Source organism: Bacillus pumilus, assembly GCF_900186955.1.
Lineage (GTDB): Bacteria > Bacillota > Bacilli > Bacillales > Bacillaceae > Bacillus > Bacillus pumilus.
In genome coordinates this window covers 946,366-963,803 of sequence record NZ_LT906438.1, presented here as the reverse complement: position 1 = coordinate 963,803, position 17,438 = coordinate 946,366, and the positions used below count along the sequence as shown (strand labels likewise).

The window sequence follows — 17,438 nt, the reverse complement described above, 5'->3', positions numbered from 1 at the left end:
GCAGAGAAGTCTCTCTGCTATAGCTGTGCCATGCTTTCTTTTAAGGTATTGATGATAAATGAGGCGTCATCATCTGTTATATTAAGCGGCGGTGCAAGCTGGGCAACGTTATTATAGCCGGCCACTGTATCCCCATTTTTCCCGATGATCAGTCCGCGTTTTTTACATTCAGCAATCAATTGACCGACGACATGTGGCTCAGCTGGTTTTTTGGATTGTTGATCCTGAACAAGTTCAATGCCAAACAGCAAGCCTTTTCCTCTGACATCTCCGACAAATGGGTGTTCTTTTAACTCTTGCAAACGTTCAAGCATATCCCGGCCGAGCGCATCGGACCGTTCCACTAGTTGCTCGTTTTCCATAATCTCTAGGTTGGCAAGTGCCACCGCACAGGAAGCAGGGTGACCGCCAAATGTATTCACATGACGCAGCCTGTCATACGTATCTTCTCCTGCATAGGCTTCATAGATTTCTCGTTTCACGCACGTTGCAGAAAGCGGTAAATAACCGCTTGTGATCCCTTTTGCCATGGTGATAATATCCGGCTTTACTTCCTCATGCATAAAACCAAACCGCTTCCCTGTCCGGCCAAATCCGCAGATGACTTCATCTACAATGAGAAGCGCTCCATGGGCTTCACAGATGTCTTTGACCTTCTTCAAATACCCTTTTGGCGGCATTAGGATACCTCCGCCCGTAATGATTGGCTCCATAATGACCCCAGCTATCGTCTCACTTAGTTCCCACGTCATGGCCTGATCTATTGCCATAGCACTTGCCAGATTCTCTTGATCCTCAGGATGACGATACACATCAGGCGGTGCGACATGAATAAAGCCCTGACCTAATGGTTCATATTTATATTTACGCTGCGCTTGACCGGTTGCGGCAAGAGCCGCTGCTGTATTGCCGTGATACGACCGGTACCGGGAGATAAACTTTGTCCTAGTACTTTCTCCTTTTTGCGTATGATATTGTTTGGCCATTTTAAATGCAGCTTCATTGGCTTCAGAGCCGCTGTTAGAAAAGAAGATGACATAGTCCCCGCCAAGCCACTCATTTAGCTTTTCAGCCAGCTGAATCGCCGGCACGTGGCTTTGTGTAAGCGGATAGTAAGGCATTGTCTTTAATTGCTTATACGCCGCTTCTGCAAGCTCTTTCCGGCCATATCCGGCATTTACACACCAAAGGCCTGACATCCCGTCTAAATAACGATTTCCATGAATATCTGTCACCCATGCGCCTTCTGCCTCGTGAATGACCATACTTTCATTTTCCTTGTTTGTTCCTTTCATATGATGCCAGATCAACTGATCATCTTTTGCCTGAAGATTTTGAGCCTGCTCATGTATTTTCATCTTCCCGCCCCCATGTATCCGTTTTCATCATTAAAGAAGCTTAGACCAATTCAGCAGCACATTGCCTCTCCATTCATTATATGGATGAAACGTGAGGCATATGAAACTACCAATCGTTACTTTCATTATAAAAAAGGGGTCAGGCCGATTACATTAGACAGATCGTCAACTGATTGAACACCAGCATAAGACACTTTTCTTGATGACTTGGCAAAATGGAGCACACTCTGCTAACGTCGATTTCCTTGCAGGAATTCATAGGCAAGAATCGCAAATTCAAGCGCCTGTCGTTTCGGCGCCTGCATCATATCCTCACCGAGCAAGGCATGCAGTTTATCCAGTCTATGATAGAGGGTTTGCCTAACAATATAGAGCTGGCTTGCGGTTTCTTTTTTAGAACCGTTTGTCTGTAAAAAGATATTTAGCGTTTGATAGAGTCTTCCGCTATTTTGATTATCGTATACAATCACGGGCTCTAAATACTCTTTCACCATACATTCAAGCAGACCGCTTTCCTTCATCATAGGCATGAGACGGAGCATATGTAGATCTTGATAAAATGGACTTTCCACCCGATGAGGCATCACTTTTTTTAAATGCAGCACTTCTTTGGCTGCTTGAAAGCTTTTTCTCATGTGCTGAAATTTTTCACAATATTGCCCGATACCAAAATTGATCTCGGCCCCTCGGGGCTGCTCCCGGTCATACAATTGTTTGATGTCGTTTGCAGCCTTTTCTGCACGCTCTTTCCAGTCCTCTTTCTTTCTAGTGTTTAATAAAATAAACAAGGTTTGTTCTTGATGCTCATATGCAATCAGATGGAAACCAGCACGCTGAAAAATGGAGCGGCAAGAGACAAGAAAGTAAAGATTCCCTGTGATTTTTTCAATTTGATGATGTTTTTGAAAGAGCAAGACTACGCAGCCAGTTGGCTTTTTCACCCCTTCTGTTTCTTCTAGGTGCTCTATGATCTCTTGTTCTGTATGCTCTTCTTGAAACCATTTTTGCAGCCATTCATTTTCTTTTGTCTTCTTCAGCTCTTCTGTATAAAGCTCTCTTAATGTTTGCTGGGCTAGAGCATTGGCTCCTTTATCCATTACAAGCAGTTCGAATTCAGAGAGCGTGTCCGCTTGATGAATGAGCACAAGATCTGCAAATGTTTGTTTGAGCGCAAGCACTTGTTTTTGTGTCACTTCGTATCCTTTTGGCACGGAAGCAAACTGCAAATAATTCATGACCAGTTCTTCGGTTTGTTTGGAAGAATCACATAAAATAATCGGCTCGCCCTGAACAGGGAGGAGTAAAAGTATCCCCCTTACGTGCTGATACACTTGATCCAAAATATCCATTTGCGGATGCGGGGTCAGCAAAAGCTCATTTAGCTTTGATGACAGTGCTTCTAAATCAGCCATCATTTGATATTGACGCTCGATCATCATCGTATGAAGATGCTGCGTGATGTTGACGAACTTCACTTCTTTTGTAAACAGAATAAGCGGAAAATCTCTTTCTTCTGCATAGGTCAGTAATTCTTCGGGCACTTCGAATCTTAGCGGAACAAATTCAATACACAAGCCGGCTGCCCCTGAATCAATCAGCTGTCGTAAAAACGCTTGAAACACATCCAGTTGATCATGGAAGCCTGCGGCTGTTGTTAATATAAGCTCGCCTCCATTTAATAAATCCTCTACATCAGGCACTTCTAACACATGTATCCATTTGACCTGCCGAAACAATCCTTTTTCCCCTGCTAACACTTTTGCATGCGCAAAATGCTTCGTTTTCAACACGTCACTCACTTGGAAATGAACATCTACATTCATTCATATGTCCCCCTTTGTTTGCCGCCTATCCCCTATCCCAGAGGGTGCATGGATAAAATCCATAATAAAACTGGTAATGTCACGATACTTAAGATTGTACTGAGAAATGTCGTGCTTGAAACAAACTCAGGCTTCGTTCGAAATTGTACAGCCATCAGCGTGGTATTTGCTGCTGTCGGCATGGCTGCCACTAAGATCATAATTTGTTTCACCATATCATCTACCGGTAAAATAAGCGTAAAGCCAAATGCAATAAGTGGGGAGATAAACAGCTTCAGCAATACAGCATAAGAAATATTGCGATAATCCACTTGCTTAAAAGAGATCACAGCAAGCTGCATACCTAAAATAAGCATAATCGTCGGTATGGCAGCATTCCCTACAAGCTGAATACCCGTCATCAGCTCTTTAGGTAATGAAAGATCAATCAGCTGAAATAATAGACCGATGAGTGCCCCGTAAGCAACCGGCATACGCAGCACTTTTTTCAAGACGACCTTTCCATCTCCCGCATCCTCTCCGCCCTTTGCTGCATAATACATGCCGATTGTACTCATGACAAGCTGCTGCAGCACCATCAACACAATCGCAATATCCAAACCTGCGGCTCCGAAGACAAGCAGCACAACAGGCGTGCCATAGTTTCCATTGTTCATAAAAGCTGACGACAGAATCATGGCGCAATACGTTTCATTCGAATACCCATAAATACGAGATAAAATAAAAACACATAAAATAAGTGCAAGACAAAGCCCGACAACAAAAATGGATAAATACACATAGTCCATCGACACTTTGTTTTGATAAAAGGTTTCAAACGCAAGAAATGGTGACATTAAATATAAAGACATTGATGAGAGCGTATGTATGTCAAAACCAATCGCCTTCTGCCCGATATACCCGATCAGGAATATGCCGAACACTGGCAGTAAGACAAGTAAAAACTCCATGCTGCACCTACTTTTCTCTAGTTGAATTCCAGATTCCTTCTGCTCCTCATTACATACCACTGATAAACAATAAAAAAGAAGCACCCTTATGAAAGGCCGCTTCTTTCCTCATCCATATAAAACACTTCCCACAAATGACCATCAAGATCCTGAAAGCTCCATCCATACATGAACTCATGATCCTGCTTCTCCTTAAACGGTGAACCCCCTGCCGCCATTGCCTTCTCGACAAGCTCATCGACCTCTTCTCGTGAATGAACACGCATAGAGATAATCACCTCTGATGCCTTTTTTGCATCCACTAATTGTTTCTCTGAGATGGATTGAAAATGCCTAAGAGATAACAGCATGACGGTGATCGTGTCATCAATGACCAAACAGGCCGCCTGATCATTCGTGAACTGCTGCTCAAAGTCAAAGCCCAGCTGCTCAAAAAAAGCGATAGATTCCTTCACATGATTTACCGGCAAATTGATATACAGATGTTTAGATTGTCGCCCCATGTTCCTCTCCTTTTTGAACACATAATCTCCTTTCAGTATATTCAGCTTTTTCTCCAGCATCCCTTTGGCAATTGAAAAAATCTGATGTCATCAAAAAGAAGCGCCTCAACAATAGGCGCTTCTTTTCATTATTTCTTATATTCAATATGGTACACGTCTCTTCTTCGGTCTTTCAGCTGACGTACGGTTCCATCTTGTCTTTGTCTTCTTAAAATTTCTAAATCGACATCACCTACGACGACCATCTCAATGTTTGGATTACACTCTCCTACAATCCCATCTCTTGCAAATTCAAAGTCTGATGGGGCAAATATAGCCGATTGCGCATATTGAACATCCATATTTTCGGTTTGCGGAAGGTTGCCAACTGTTCCCGAGATAACGGTATAAATCTGGTTTTCAACCGCTCTCGCCTGTGCACAGTAACGTACTCTTAAATAGCCTTGGCGGTCTTCTGTACAAAACGGAGTGAAAATAATTTTCGCTCCTTTGTCAGCTGCGATCCGTGCAAGCTCAGGAAATTCAATATCATAGCAAATTTGGATCGCAATTTTGCCGCAGTCCGTATCAAATACCCGGACCTGGTCACCAGCTGAAATCCCCCACCATTTTCTTTCATTCGGCGTGATATGAAGCTTATATTGCTTTTCAATCGTTCCATCACGTCTAAATAAATAGGCGATATTGTAGATTTTCCCTTCCTCCTCTACAAAGTGGGACCCGCCGATGATATTAATGTTATATTTCACAGAAAGGTCTGTGAACAAATTAATGTAGTCCTCGGTATATTCCGTGATTCGCTGCACAGCAAGACTTGGTGACCGCTCTTCTAAATAAGACATGAGCTGCGTCGTGAAAATTTCTGGGAATACCGCAAAGTCAGCTGATGCATCTGATGCGACATCCACATAATACTCGACCTGATTCATAAATTCTTCAAAGGAGTGAATTTGTTTCATTGCATATTGAATCACACAAATTCGAACAGGGAAAGCCGATTTAAAATATCTTTTCGATTGCGGGCGATAATCGACATTGTTCCATTCCATTAACGTGGCATATGTGCTGGATGCTTTATCATCAGGCAAGTAATTCGGATTGATCCGCATGAGACTAAATTCATTTAACAGCTGAAAAGATAAAACGGGATCATAGATTTGGTGAATCGTGACCTGCTCTACATACTGGCGAGGCGTCATTTCCTCTTGGTATTTATGATAATTCGGAATGCGTCCGCCAATGATGATGCTTTTTAAATTTAATCTTCTTGCTAAGTCTTTTCTTGCTTCATACAAACGATGTCCAATTTTCATGCGGCGGTACTCAGGACTCACCATGACTTCGATTCCGTACATATTCATCCCATCAGGATTATGGTTTGTGATGTACCCATCATCTGTAATGTCCTGCCACGTGTGGCGATCATCGTATTCATCAAAGTTAATTAATAAACTTGAACAAGAGCCAATGATTTCCCCCTCGAATTCAGCACAAAACTGTCCTTCTGGGAAATGCTCAAGGTGGCTTTCAAGATGCTCCCGTTTCCAAGGATCCATGCCCGGAAAACATACCTCTTGTAAGGCAATGATTCGATCAATATCCTCTTCATGGATATTACGGATCACTATTCTTTTTTCAAACCGCGTTAAGTCTAGTTTTTCTGCCATGATGTATTTGCCCCCTTACTGATCCTCTTTTTCAAGCTGATGGAATAGCTGGAGCAATTCGATTTCAGCCATGGATTCTAATCTGACATCATATTCTTCAAATTGCAGCGTGCTCGTCACTTTGTTTGGGACGATGACACATTTCATACCTGCCCGTTTGGCAGCTACTGATCCATTTACAGAATCCTCAAATGCCACACAATCTTTTGGCTCTACCCCTAAGCAGCGTGCGGTTTGCAAATAGAGCTCTGGATTTGGTTTCACTTCTTCCACATCATCTGACGTGCGGATACATTCAAAATAGTCGAAAAGACCAATCTGCTTCAGGTGATCAGACACCCATTTATAGTCTGAGCTGGAAGCAAGTCCAATCTTGATCCCCAGCTCCTTTGCTGCTTCTAAATAAGCTTCTACACCAGGTCTTGCTGATTCGTCCTTCATTCTTTTTTGAAAACGAGAACGCCGATCTGCTGTGAGTGTCTCATGATCCAGCGTCTTCCCTAGCTGCTTTTCCAAATATTCAAATGGCTTAAAGCCTGCCTGCGTACCAATGACCTTGCCCCATACGGAAAGAGGCAGATCTGACTCATGCTCCGCAAACATTTCTTGTAAAACCTCATATTCATGTGTTTCTGTATCTAAAATTAATCCGTCAAAATCAAATATAATCGCCTTTACCAACGAGGCCACTCCTTTTTTCACAAAAGTCTTAAAGATATACTCAATGCTATCATATCGTGAATAAAATTGACTTTCAAAGATGAATGTCTGCTAAAATGATTATGTATAAAAGGAGCCTGCACCGTTTTGTCAGGCTCCTACCCGTGTTCGGTTCATTCTGCAAGAGATCCAAGCGCTCCGATTCGTGGAGAAATAGGCGATGTTGAAAAAGAGCGGGTTTGGTATTACAGATCTTAAAGGTTTCTCCGTTCCCTTAAAAATAGTATGTGCGAGGTCCTTGTAAGTTAACAAGGAAGTTCACACCATCTTTTACGCATTTTGAAGGTGACGGCTGGCAAAATCGTCTAGATCAAACGGAAAAGAAAAGCCGCAGGCATTGACCTGCTCACGGTTTCGTTCGAATAGTTCACGATCTCGTTTGGTGAGATGACGTTTCGGTTTTACAATGATGGTATGTAATAGCTGAAGTCCCGATAAAATACGAAAAGCATCGTCCATCGTCCCGTTATATACGCCATCAATAAAGGTAAGGGAGCGATCTTTTTGACGCATATCCCGTTGCTGTCCATTGACAGCATGAGAAAGAAGATCTTCAACATCCTTTGATATTTCTTCAATTGCCTGCTCTTGCAGGTCTGTAGCAGCTTTCATTAATCTCACGTGACATCTACCTCTCTGTCGTTATTCTCCATTCAGAATAGCACAGAAAAAAAGGCGTTCGCCAAGGTAAGTGTTTCCTATATATACCCATAGAGAGGAACGGATATCATGATCATAAAAGGACACACGCTCTCACTCAAAGTAGACGAGCAGTATCATCACACTTCACTCAGTCATTTTTTAAAGACAGCCGTCTTTGCATCAAAACCGATTATTCATTTTTGGATGGAGCATCAAAAAGTTCGTTTAAATCAAAAGCCTGCCCATCACGCGGCTAAAGTCAGTCAAGGCGATCAGATCATCATTGATTTATTTGAAACAGAAGAAAGTGATGTGACACCGGAATACGGTGAATTAGAGGTACTCTTTGAGGACGAGCATTTATTAATTGTGCAAAAACCTGCCGGCCGGCCAACTCATCCGAATGAACAAGGACAAACAGGCACACTGGCAAATCTTGTGGCATTCCATTTTCAAGCAAATGGAGAAGAAAAGCGGGTAAGACATATCCACAGGCTAGATCAAGACACGAGCGGCACCGTCATTTTTGCAAAGCATAGGTTAGCCCATGCGGCTCTTGATCAAATGCTTTCTAAAAAAACAATCAAACGCACATACATCGCCATCGCAGAGGGACTTTTCAAAAAAAAGAAAGGCACCATCGATGCAGCGATCGGCCGTGACAAACACCATGCAGTCAGACGAAGAATCTCCCCTAATGGGCAAAAAGCTGTGACTCATTTTCAGGTCATGGACATGAATAAACGTCTGCAACTGACAGCCGTTAAACTTCAATTAGAAACGGGTAGAACGCATCAAATTCGTGTCCACCTGAGCAGTCTCGGGCATCCACTAGCTGGGGATACATTATATGACGGAGTTCGTGATTACATCAACAGGTGTGCTCTTCACGCCAAGCAAGTAGACATGAAACATCCTTTTACAGGTGAGCATCTGATCATCGAAGCACCTCTACCACCTGATATGGACCAGCTCATGAGTCAAATCATCCATTAACAAAAGAGCCTGCGTATGAAAGCAGGCTCTTTTTCTTTATTCAGACACTCTTTTTGCATAAATAATATACCGCTCTGGCGCATTGCCGACGAAATGAAAAGGATAGCATGTGGTTAATATCAGCTCTTCCTTTTCATTCTGCAACGTAATGATGGATGTATCATGCTGATCAACAATTTTCGTATGTGTGATTTCATATATAAATTCACCATACGGCACAGTGATTTTCAGCTGATCTCCAATATCCAGTTCGCCTGTCCTGCGAAACACCGTGTCACGATGGCCAGAAAGGACGATTTGTCCATTTTGATCAGGATAATAACTGCCTTTGTAGTGTCCTACTCCCTTTGCTAGGTCATCCGCATCCGTCCCTTCGACAATGGGAAGGTCTGCTTTTAATTTTGGAATCGTCAGGATGCCAGAAGCTTTCCCCACTTCTGGAGCAAACTGCTTCTTGGACATCCCTTGATCGTCCGCCACGACCTTCTTCGCTTCGTCTAATGATTGGGCTGTTTGAAGATGAGTAGAGGCGATTTGCCAAATTCCCCAGCCGAGCAGCACAATCCCGGCTGTCATCACAGTCAGTGCAAGCCACTTTTTCATGCTTAAACTCCTTTGCCTGTTACGTTTCTCTTAGATGATACGCTTTTTAGCTTGCTGCTTTTTCTTCTTGTTTTGCTTTTTGAATTCGTCCTTCTTTTTGATACAAAATGGAAGCCCCCTCAAAGCTTTTCACAAAATCGACAGTGGCTTCTAAGTCTTCTGGGCCTGTTTCAGGGTTTTGCCCAAGCCTGCCTATTGGTGCATATTTACTGCCAGTTGCAGTTGCCATGAAGTTATTCACAGTGAGTGTATACGTTTGATCGAGAGCTACGGCTGAACCATCTGGCAGCTTCAAGTCGACTACTTTATATGTTACAGGATCATAGGAATATGAAAAGCCTGAAATGCTATAATCTGGTCCAAATTGTGGAGAAATTTGTGCTTCTATGATCTCTACTAAGTCTTTTCCCTTGATCTCTAGTTTGACTAAAACGTTGCCAAATGGCTGAATATTAAAGAGAGCTCCCCATGTTATCGGCCCTTTTTCAAGGTTTTGCCTAATGCCGCCTCCATTCATCATGGCAAAGTCACTTTTCATTGAATATCTCATACCATCCGCAATCAAATTACCGAGCGGCGTGTCTCCATCATTTGAATAGCCGCCTTCCATTTTGACCCCGGCTTCTCCAACAACCTCACTAATAATCGGCTCCACTTCTTTCCCGTAATGAGCCAAGATGTCTGCTGCTTCCTTGTCCTTTTCTATACCAGCTTGATCTACATACTGGATATTCGCACTCTTTTTGACGATATCCTTCGTTTTACGGTCAAGTGTCACATTGACTTCGCCAATCGCCTTTCCATATTCAAAGGCTTGCACAATTAATTTTCCATTGACCTCTCCATTGACCACTTCATGATTATGCCCTGCAAAGATGACGTCAATTTCATCATCACCTTCTTTGGCAAGCTTTGCACTCTCCCCAGTGATCGTATCCCCATTTTGAGAGGCTGTCATATGAGCTAAAACCGCTATGGCTTTAACTCCTTTTTGTTTTAATTCCTTCGTGGCTTCATTCACGGCTTTGACTTCATCTGTAAACTGAATGTCTTTAATCCCTTCTGGCATGACCATTCCTGCGGCTGACTTGGTCACAACGCCGATAAATGCGACTGGGATTCCTTCGACATCGATGATTTCATAAGCCGGTAAAAGCGGTTTGCCAGTATCCTTGTATTCACAGTTCGCACAAACGAGCGGAAAGTTCTGTCCGTCATACCCCTTTGTGCCTTTAGGATGATCTCCGCCATTTAAAATACGCAATAGCTCGTCTACCCCTTCATCGAATTCATGGTTGCCGACCGTGCCGACATCAAAGCCAATGTTCTCCATAAGCTCAACGGTTGGTTCATCTTGCAGAAGAGAAGATATTGGAGAGCTCCCGCCAATCATATCTCCAGCATGGACCGTGATCGTATTTTTGTGCGCTGCTTGTTTTTGCTTCATATAGGCCGCGACATAATCCATCCGCCCGTACATGCCTTTATTGCCATCATCTTTTACATCCAGTTCGTATTCTTGATCAATTTTACCGTGTAAATCATTCATACTTAAAATCGTTAATGGTACTTCGCCCGCATCCTTTTCCGGCTGATAACCAGCCTGTTCTGCTTCTTCTTTGGAAGCAAAAAAGACCCGTTTATCCACATCGATTTCTTTCCATTTGTCAGGGGACACGTAGGTTTTGACAGATGAATCACCAACATAGCGTGTCAGTCCTTTTTTCTGTTCACGTGCTCTAAATTCAAATGGCTGTTCCAGCAGAGGGTCTGCTTCGTTCCATATGCCCAGTCCTTTTTCCTTTGCTTCTTTTACTGCTTTTTGAAACGTATGATAGTCCTTTTCATCTCCAACTGGCCAGATGAAATAAGTAGGGGCATATCCTTTTTTCACAAGCTCTAGATTTGTATTTAACCCTTTTTTGGTTTTTACTTGAGCTAAAAGACGTCCATAGTTATCTTTCGCTTCAGGACCAATCTTTAATGTGACTTGGTCACCGCTCGAAAGTAGTGTTTTTAAATAGTCAGTCGCTTGCTGTCCAAAACGCAATTGGTTTTTGTCTAATTCGCTTTTTGGCTGATGATACGTTTCCGGCGTGTCCATATTCACAAAACGCACCTTTGTTGTACCTAAAACGGGCTTCTTTAGATGTATCGTATCTCCATCCACCACACGGTCAACCGTTGCTTTGTATTCTTTCTTCATCTTTGGCGGCTTTGGCTGGCGTTTCAGCAGGTTCATATCATCCTTATGTCTTGGAAGCACCTGCAACGTATCATATCTGCTTAACACCCCTGTAAACTCGTACCATTTTCCTGTCTTTACTTTATCAATCGCATTCGTATCGACCATCACTCTCAGAGTGGTGCTGTGATATTTTTTATCGATGATCACCACATTGTATCCACCGCCAGCCGGCTGCGCTGGTTTTGCCTCTACATAGCCTTTGACCTTTACTAGTCTTCCTTCATGTTTACCTGCTTGTTCCGTTTCTAGCTGCTTCACAGACACTCGCTTCGCCTTTGGCAAGGTTTGGTTCACAGCATCTATCTTCAGACTGCCTTGATCTGGCACAATTTCAATCAGTCCTTTATAAGACGTGATTTTACCAGTCACTGTCACCTTCATCCCTGCTTTTAGTTCCGGGAAGTGATTGGGCTGAGCTGAATAAACATTGATTCCAGCTGATTTGTCTTGAATGTATGTGGACAGTTTCCCATTGCCTAAAGCTGATTGATCTGCTGTCACAATTCCGCTCACTGTCACGGTCTCTCCTATGAGCTGACGGGCTTTTTTGATCTGCACAATCTTTTTTTGTTTCCACACCATTTCTTTCTTTTCAGATGCATTGACCTCGCTCCCTGCGGACATACCAGGCAATAAGGATTGCAAACTAAAGATCACCAAAACCAAACAACAAATCATTCGAATAGACAGCATTCGTTTCATTAGACCTCTCCCCTTTGTGCTTCATCTCTCATAGTGTACAAAGTAAATATTGATGTTGAATGGATTTCATGTAAAACTTGTCTTTTTTAACTCATCGGAAAGGTAATAATCACTCGTGTCCCCTCAAAGTTTTTGCTTTCAAAACGAATGGTGCCGCCATGGCTTTCAATGATTTTAATGGTCATCATTAAACCAAGGCCTGTCCCCTTTTCTTTTGTTGTATAAAATGGTTCACCGAGTTTCCCTATTTCGTCCTCTGGTATTCCCTTTCCTTGGTCTTCAAAGATCAACATCATTTGCTGATCTTTCATGAGAGAGGTCACCTTGATGACGCCTGTCACACCATCCATCGCTTCTATTCCGTTTTTAAGGATGTTTAGGAAGACTTGTTTCAGTTCATTCGGAATGCCTTGAATGTTAGGGAGCGACGGAGACAGCTTTTTCTGAATGGACACGCCTTTTAAGACCGCCTGGGATTCAACGACCATGATCACTTCTTCGAGCAGAAGATTGACATGTACCGGTTCAAATTTCACCGATTTGCTTCTCGAAAGAACGAGGAATTCATTAATAATCGACTCGAGCCGATTAAACTCTGACATCATCACATCTGCATAATCTTTCTGATACTTTTTACTTTGAATCATCAGCTGTAAAAACCCTTTTAATGAGGTCAGCGGGTTCCGTATCTCATGAGCGATGCCTGCTGCAAGCTGCCCTACTGCTGACAGCATCTCAGATTTCATCAGCATCTTCTCTGACTGCTTTTGATTGGTGATATCCTCTGAAATCCGCATGACGGTTGACTGCATTTTGTCAGGGTCATCAATTCGGTGTAAAGAGACTCTCTCCCATCGTTCACGTCCAGATAAATCTTGAAAGTATAGTTCACCTGTCCAGCTGCCCTCTCTTAAACAAACCTTCCATTGTTTCTCTAAATCATCACATTGACATAGCGAATGATAGACAGAAAAAATATCTTTGCCGATCAGGTCATATTCATGCTGCTGGACAAACTGACAGAAACGCTGATTCACGCATTGGATGACCCCTTCCTCAGTTGCCACAACAATATGAATATGGCTGTTATCAAGTGCCGTCACCGCTAGATGAAGCGACTGCTTGATTTTCGTTACTTCAGTCATTTTAATCCAGGTCATCACTGCTCCTTCACGTTCTTCATCGTAGATGGGTGTGATGTGAACGGTGAATTGCTCGCCTTCGTTCGTTTCAATTTCACGTTCGATCGCGCGCCTATCCGATATGACGGATTGGATATCATGATAGAGCGTTTCCTGCGTAAGCTTTTTAGCCATCGACTGAAAGGATTGCTGATGTCTGATTTTCGCAGAAGTAAATAAAGAGGCAGCTGTAGGAGTGTAATAGCGTATATTCATGTCCCTGTCCACAAACAGCGTTGCAAGCTCCGGCTTGACAGAGGGTTTGTACAGTTCTTCTCTTGTCACCCTCAAGTTGTTTATGATATTTATATAATGTTCGTGTTTTTTCTCAAGCTCCTCTAATTGCGTGTGTTTTGCTTTTAATTGAGCCCTTGCCTCCTGCTCCTTTTGTTTGACTTCATTGAGTTCATTTTCCAAATCGACAATACGCTGTTGATAGACTGAATTCTGATCTGACATCCCTATGTCCCTGCCGTTCTTTTGATTTTTTCCTCTCTCATTCATTCGAATGAGAATGACGTAAACTCCCTTAAAACGGCGGTCAAAACTTTTTACGGTAAAATCTGCATACTGCTTGCTGCCTTTTTCCGAAATGAGAACATGTTGAAACACAACCTCTGTCTCGTCTGTCCACACCTTTTGAAAGGTTTGACTGAGCATCTCTTTCATATAATCTGGTGTCACATATTCACATGATTGATTTGACACTTCTGTATGATCTAAAAAAGAATACGCACCCTTTGATACTGCCAGGATTTTGTCACTATCGTTGATGACCATACATGCATCATAATCCTTGCTTACTTCTTGCATATATTGTTCGGCTCGCGCTTTCAACTCGATATCACGAGCGTCTGGTGTCCAAGGGACATGTGGTTTTGAAACGTTTGAATGGGTGTAAATGTTCCATTTTTCATTGAACAAATGAAACAAACGAGGGATATTGGGTACAGTTTCATTTGGCCCTAATATCAACATCCCTTGATCTTTTAAAGCATATTGGAATCGGGACAATACTCGTTTTTGCACTTCAGGCTGGAAGTACATCAGAACATTTCGGCAACTGATAAAATCGAGGTGGATAAAAGGTGAATCGATCAATAAATTGTGAGGTGCAAAGACAATATGTTTTCTAAGCGACTGCTTCACAATAAAAGCGTCACCTTTCCTTTCGAAATATCGCGCCCGCCATTTTTCCGGCATCCTTGCCATAGACTCTACTGAGTAAAGACCTTTACTAGCTGTTTGAATGGCTTTCCGGTTGATATCTGTTGCAAATACTTGAAGTTCAATGGTCACTTGTCTTCGCTTCATTTCTTCTAAAAATAAGATCGTAAAAGAATACGCTTCCTCTCCTGTCGAACATCCTGCAATCCAAATACGGCATCGAGATTTCCCGTTTTTCACCGCATTTTCAATGATCGACGGAATGATTTGATGTTCACATACATGAAAAGCCTCCATATCTCTAAAAAAAGATGTCATGCCGCTTAGAAGCTGAGCGTGCAGAAGGTCAAGCTCATCTGGTTCTCTTTCTAATAAGTAGTCGTACTCTGCTAACAATGAAATCCGTTTTTTTGCAACATTCATTCGTTTTTGAATGACAGATAGCAGCCTTTTCTTTTGATAGGTTGAAAAAGCAATGCCTTTATACATTTCAAGACGTTCAATAATTCTCAGTAAAACAGGATCTGCCTCATCGAGATGCGGGACGTTGATGATATTTGCGATATATGCCGCAAGGGTTGAAGGGTCTTTGAATGTTTGTTGATACAAAGTGTCAAAACCACTTTCTTCCTCACTGCACGATAAAACTGTACCGCCCTGCTCAACCAACTGAAGCAAGCCACTTCCCACGCAATGACCTTTTTGAAAGAAAATCGCATATGCCTCCTCCTTTTGAACGCTGGCAAGAGACTGAAAAAGCAAGTCCACAGAGCAAGCCATGCACGCCGGCAGCTGCTCTGATAGGTGCAGCCGCTGATCTTCTGTTAACGTCACTACCGCATGCTGTGGACAAAAATAAATCGTCTTCTTCATGACTTTCTCACCATGTTTAATCGTTTTTGCCCGGTAGCCAATCGGTAAAACAAGTGCTTCCAAATCAGTTATACAATCGCCTGTCACATGATTTTGTACAACAATAAAAGAGGCATTTAGTTCATGTGGAAATGATTGAAAAAAAGCCTCAAGATGATGCTGTTCAAACGGCGAAACACCGATGCCAATCACTGGTGCCTGCACATGTTCGTCTTCTATCAAACGATTAATGATTTTGTCCTGCATCTGGTACCCCCATGTTCATTCGTCTGATACTTTTTTTCGACAAAAAGGAAGAAAACCCTCTAATTGTAAATAATGTTTTTTGCATGAAAGAAGGAAAACTTCCTCACATTAAAACAGAATGTATAAACAATAGGAGGAATCTCTATGCAAAACGATCAGCAGACAAACGTTCAAGGAAATGTCCAGCAGCCCCAATTCAATCATGGCGGGCATGAGTTATTTGATTTACATGAAGTATTAGCAGGGACCATTAATATTTTGGATCAATACATGATCTTTCGCCAATTCATCCAAGATCCCGCATTATCCGACATTTTAGATCGACAATATCAATTTGTATTGTCACAGTATAATGTCACGGTAGATTGTTTTTCTACTGGTCAAAAGCCTAGTGAAGAAACATCTACGTATATGATGAAAGAACAAACACAGGTGACATACGGAATAAAACCATCTCAGCCTAAGAAGCCAAATCAATCGTTACAGGATGTAAAGGACTCGGGAATTACAGGGCATATGCTAGGTCTCGTGAAATCACATGCTGGATTACTTTCAATGACTGCACTAGAGGTAACAAACCCTGTGGTGCGACGTGTGCTTGCAGCACAAATTCCGAACTTTATTGAAATGGCGTATGAAATTTTCTTATATCAAAATAAACATAGCTATTATCAAGTTCCGCAGCTTACAGCTCAAGATATGCAGGCGATGACGTCTACATTTGCCCCAATGAAGGGCCAAGTTCAAATGCCGCCAAACAAAGCCAATCAGCAAAAACCGCTTCATTAAACAAAAAACGGCCGACCTATATCCTCAGGTCAGCCGTTTTTTCTTTGATAACTCAGTTTAAATTGCTCTTCAAAATCTGCCAAACGTTGTCCTGTCGCTTGTTCAAAACCTCTATCAAAACGGCCAGTCTTCGCCGTTTCCTCCATAATCTCATGTATGACGTCTCGTCCATAAAGCTGCACGAGCTCATAAATCATATAGTAGCTTTGCACATAAACATCTGTCTCATACGTCATTCGGGAGTCCTGCCAATCTTGATCGGAATGAAGAAATTGAAAGGGAATGACGTCGAACCGTTCAGACGTGGCATTTAACACGTCATAGGCCGTCCATTCTGCTGTTCCCTCATGGAACCAAAGGGGAAAGATCATCGAAGACACTTCGTAAGAATGAACTTTTTCATAGAAAACAAAGTGAGCATATTCATGAATCAATAACGTGTTGAAAAAGTATAAAGGGAGTGTCTCTTTCTTCAATAATGCTTCCCGCTTATCTGGATATAACCCTATCATTTGATCATGATCGGAGTAAAAACCCGTAATATGCTTAATTCCTGCAAATTGCTCGATTGTCTCTTTATCATCAAAATAAATAATGTCTAAAGGTTTGTCAGTTTCAAATTGAAATACTGACGCTGTCCTCTTCTTTGCCTGATCCATGGCCTCAATTGTTAAATCAACAAAAGCGTCCTCTTCCTCTGCATAGTATATTCTAATATGTTCATAGACTTGCTTATTGAGTCCCTCCGTTAAAATCGTTTTAGGAGAAGACTGCTGCTCTAAATATTGTCCTGTCAGCTGAAACGCAACATAAATCAAGTATGCGGTGAAAGCATAAAAAATGAGACCTGCTGCTATCATTCCGCCTACAAGCTTTTTATGAATCAATGACGGCTTGGCTTTCATTTGCTCCCCACCTGAATTCATCCTGCAGCCTCTTTCTCTTTCTATGAAGAAACAAAGATCAACAA

General features: G+C 42.3%; 13 protein-coding genes. 2 read left to right on the top strand and 11 right to left on the bottom strand.

Translation table 11 applies throughout. The features are described from left to right. Positions 1-17: 17 nt before the first annotated feature. From CKW02_RS04760 to CKW02_RS04730, 7 genes are all read right to left on the bottom strand, one after another. On the bottom strand, positions 18-1,358 hold the full coding sequence (locus tag CKW02_RS04760) for an aspartate aminotransferase family protein (protein WP_003211643.1): 1,341 nt from the start codon (positions 1,356-1,358) through the stop codon (positions 18-20). 230 nt (positions 1,359-1,588) lie between these two features. Next, positions 1,589-3,181: a PucR family transcriptional regulator gene (locus tag CKW02_RS04755; RefSeq protein WP_003212045.1), complete on the bottom strand. Its 1,593-nt coding sequence runs from the start codon at positions 3,179-3,181 to the stop codon at positions 1,589-1,591. A gap of 32 nt (positions 3,182-3,213) precedes the next feature. Then, positions 3,214-4,131, bottom strand: coding sequence for an AEC family transporter (locus CKW02_RS04750; protein ID WP_003212117.1), 918 nt, complete (start codon positions 4,129-4,131; stop codon positions 3,214-3,216). Between the two features lie 86 nt (positions 4,132-4,217). Then, on the bottom strand, positions 4,218-4,634 hold the full coding sequence (locus CKW02_RS04745; protein WP_034620024.1) for a VOC family protein: 417 nt from the start codon (positions 4,632-4,634) through the stop codon (positions 4,218-4,220). Positions 4,635-4,762: 128 nt separating this feature from the next. Continuing rightward, on the bottom strand, positions 4,763-6,301 hold the full coding sequence (locus CKW02_RS04740) for a bifunctional GNAT family N-acetyltransferase/carbon-nitrogen hydrolase family protein (protein WP_003211656.1): 1,539 nt from the start codon (positions 6,299-6,301) through the stop codon (positions 4,763-4,765). A 15-nt stretch (positions 6,302-6,316) separates the two neighbouring features. After that, positions 6,317-6,982 (bottom strand): HAD family hydrolase, encoded by a 666-nt coding sequence (locus tag CKW02_RS04735; protein WP_003211898.1) that lies wholly within the window; start codon positions 6,980-6,982, stop codon positions 6,317-6,319. Between the two features lie 309 nt (positions 6,983-7,291). Further along, entirely contained in the window at positions 7,292-7,642 is a 351-nt protein-coding gene (locus CKW02_RS04730) for a DUF5365 family protein (RefSeq protein ID WP_003212251.1), read from the bottom strand. A gap of 108 nt (positions 7,643-7,750) precedes the next feature. Between CKW02_RS04730 and CKW02_RS04725 the strand changes: the two genes are divergently transcribed. Then, the gene (locus CKW02_RS04725; RefSeq protein ID WP_003212496.1) at positions 7,751-8,659 is read left to right on the top strand and encodes an RluA family pseudouridine synthase; all 909 of its coding nucleotides are present in this window, start codon (positions 7,751-7,753) and stop codon (positions 8,657-8,659) included. 36 nt (positions 8,660-8,695) lie between these two features. Here the strand turns inward: CKW02_RS04725 and CKW02_RS04720 are convergent, their stop codons facing one another. The 3 genes from CKW02_RS04720 to CKW02_RS04710 all read right to left on the bottom strand — a co-directional run bounded on the left by CKW02_RS04720 (position 8,696) and on the right by CKW02_RS04710 (position 15,679). After that, positions 8,696-9,262 (bottom strand): class D sortase, encoded by a 567-nt coding sequence (locus CKW02_RS04720; protein ID WP_003210961.1) that lies wholly within the window; start codon positions 9,260-9,262, stop codon positions 8,696-8,698. A gap of 46 nt (positions 9,263-9,308) precedes the next feature. Continuing rightward, complete coding sequence (locus CKW02_RS04715; RefSeq protein ID WP_003211734.1) at positions 9,309-12,212, bottom strand: 5'-nucleotidase C-terminal domain-containing protein; 2,904 nt, start codon at positions 12,210-12,212, stop codon at positions 9,309-9,311. Between the two features lie 86 nt (positions 12,213-12,298). Then, the gene (locus CKW02_RS04710) at positions 12,299-15,679 is read right to left on the bottom strand and encodes a CheR family methyltransferase (protein ID WP_095117775.1); all 3,381 of its coding nucleotides are present in this window, start codon (positions 15,677-15,679) and stop codon (positions 12,299-12,301) included. Positions 15,680-15,823: 144 nt separating this feature from the next. Between CKW02_RS04710 and CKW02_RS04705 the strand changes: the two genes are divergently transcribed. Beyond that, the gene (locus CKW02_RS04705) at positions 15,824-16,468 is read left to right on the top strand and encodes a spore coat protein (protein WP_003212525.1); all 645 of its coding nucleotides are present in this window, start codon (positions 15,824-15,826) and stop codon (positions 16,466-16,468) included. 29 nt (positions 16,469-16,497) lie between these two features. Here CKW02_RS04705 and CKW02_RS04700 read toward each other — a convergent pair whose 3' ends face one another. Beyond that, positions 16,498-17,373 carry a hypothetical protein gene (locus CKW02_RS04700; RefSeq protein ID WP_034620064.1) on the bottom strand — a complete coding sequence of 292 codons (876 nt, stop codon included), beginning with the start codon at positions 17,371-17,373 and terminating at the stop codon, positions 16,498-16,500. Positions 17,374-17,438: the final 65 nt, after the last annotated feature.

What these genes read in the sequence shown, in the direction of transcription:
- CKW02_RS04745 (WP_034620024.1), bottom strand. Translation starts at nt 4,634, where the DNA reads ATGGGGCGACAATCTAAACATCTGTATATCAATTTGCCGGTAAATCAT.
- CKW02_RS04700 (WP_034620064.1), bottom strand. Translation starts at nt 17,373, where the DNA reads ATGAAAGCCAAGCCGTCATTGATTCATAAAAAGCTTGTAGGCGGAATG.
- CKW02_RS04740 (WP_003211656.1), bottom strand. Translation starts at nt 6,301, where the DNA reads ATGGCAGAAAAACTAGACTTAACGCGGTTTGAAAAAAGAATAGTGATC.
- CKW02_RS04760 (WP_003211643.1), bottom strand. Translation starts at nt 1,358, where the DNA reads ATGAAAATACATGAGCAGGCTCAAAATCTTCAGGCAAAAGATGATCAG.
- CKW02_RS04715 (WP_003211734.1), bottom strand. Translation starts at nt 12,212, where the DNA reads ATGAAACGAATGCTGTCTATTCGAATGATTTGTTGTTTGGTTTTGGTG.
- CKW02_RS04755 (WP_003212045.1), bottom strand. Translation starts at nt 3,181, where the DNA reads ATGAATGTAGATGTTCATTTCCAAGTGAGTGACGTGTTGAAAACGAAG.
- CKW02_RS04705 (WP_003212525.1), top strand. Translation starts at nt 15,824, where the DNA reads ATGCAAAACGATCAGCAGACAAACGTTCAAGGAAATGTCCAGCAGCCC.
- CKW02_RS04750 (WP_003212117.1), bottom strand. Translation starts at nt 4,131, where the DNA reads ATGGAGTTTTTACTTGTCTTACTGCCAGTGTTCGGCATATTCCTGATC.
- CKW02_RS04725 (WP_003212496.1), top strand. Translation starts at nt 7,751, where the DNA reads ATGATCATAAAAGGACACACGCTCTCACTCAAAGTAGACGAGCAGTAT.
- CKW02_RS04710 (WP_095117775.1), bottom strand. Translation starts at nt 15,679, where the DNA reads ATGCAGGACAAAATCATTAATCGTTTGATAGAAGACGAACATGTGCAG.
- CKW02_RS04720 (WP_003210961.1), bottom strand. Translation starts at nt 9,262, where the DNA reads ATGAAAAAGTGGCTTGCACTGACTGTGATGACAGCCGGGATTGTGCTG.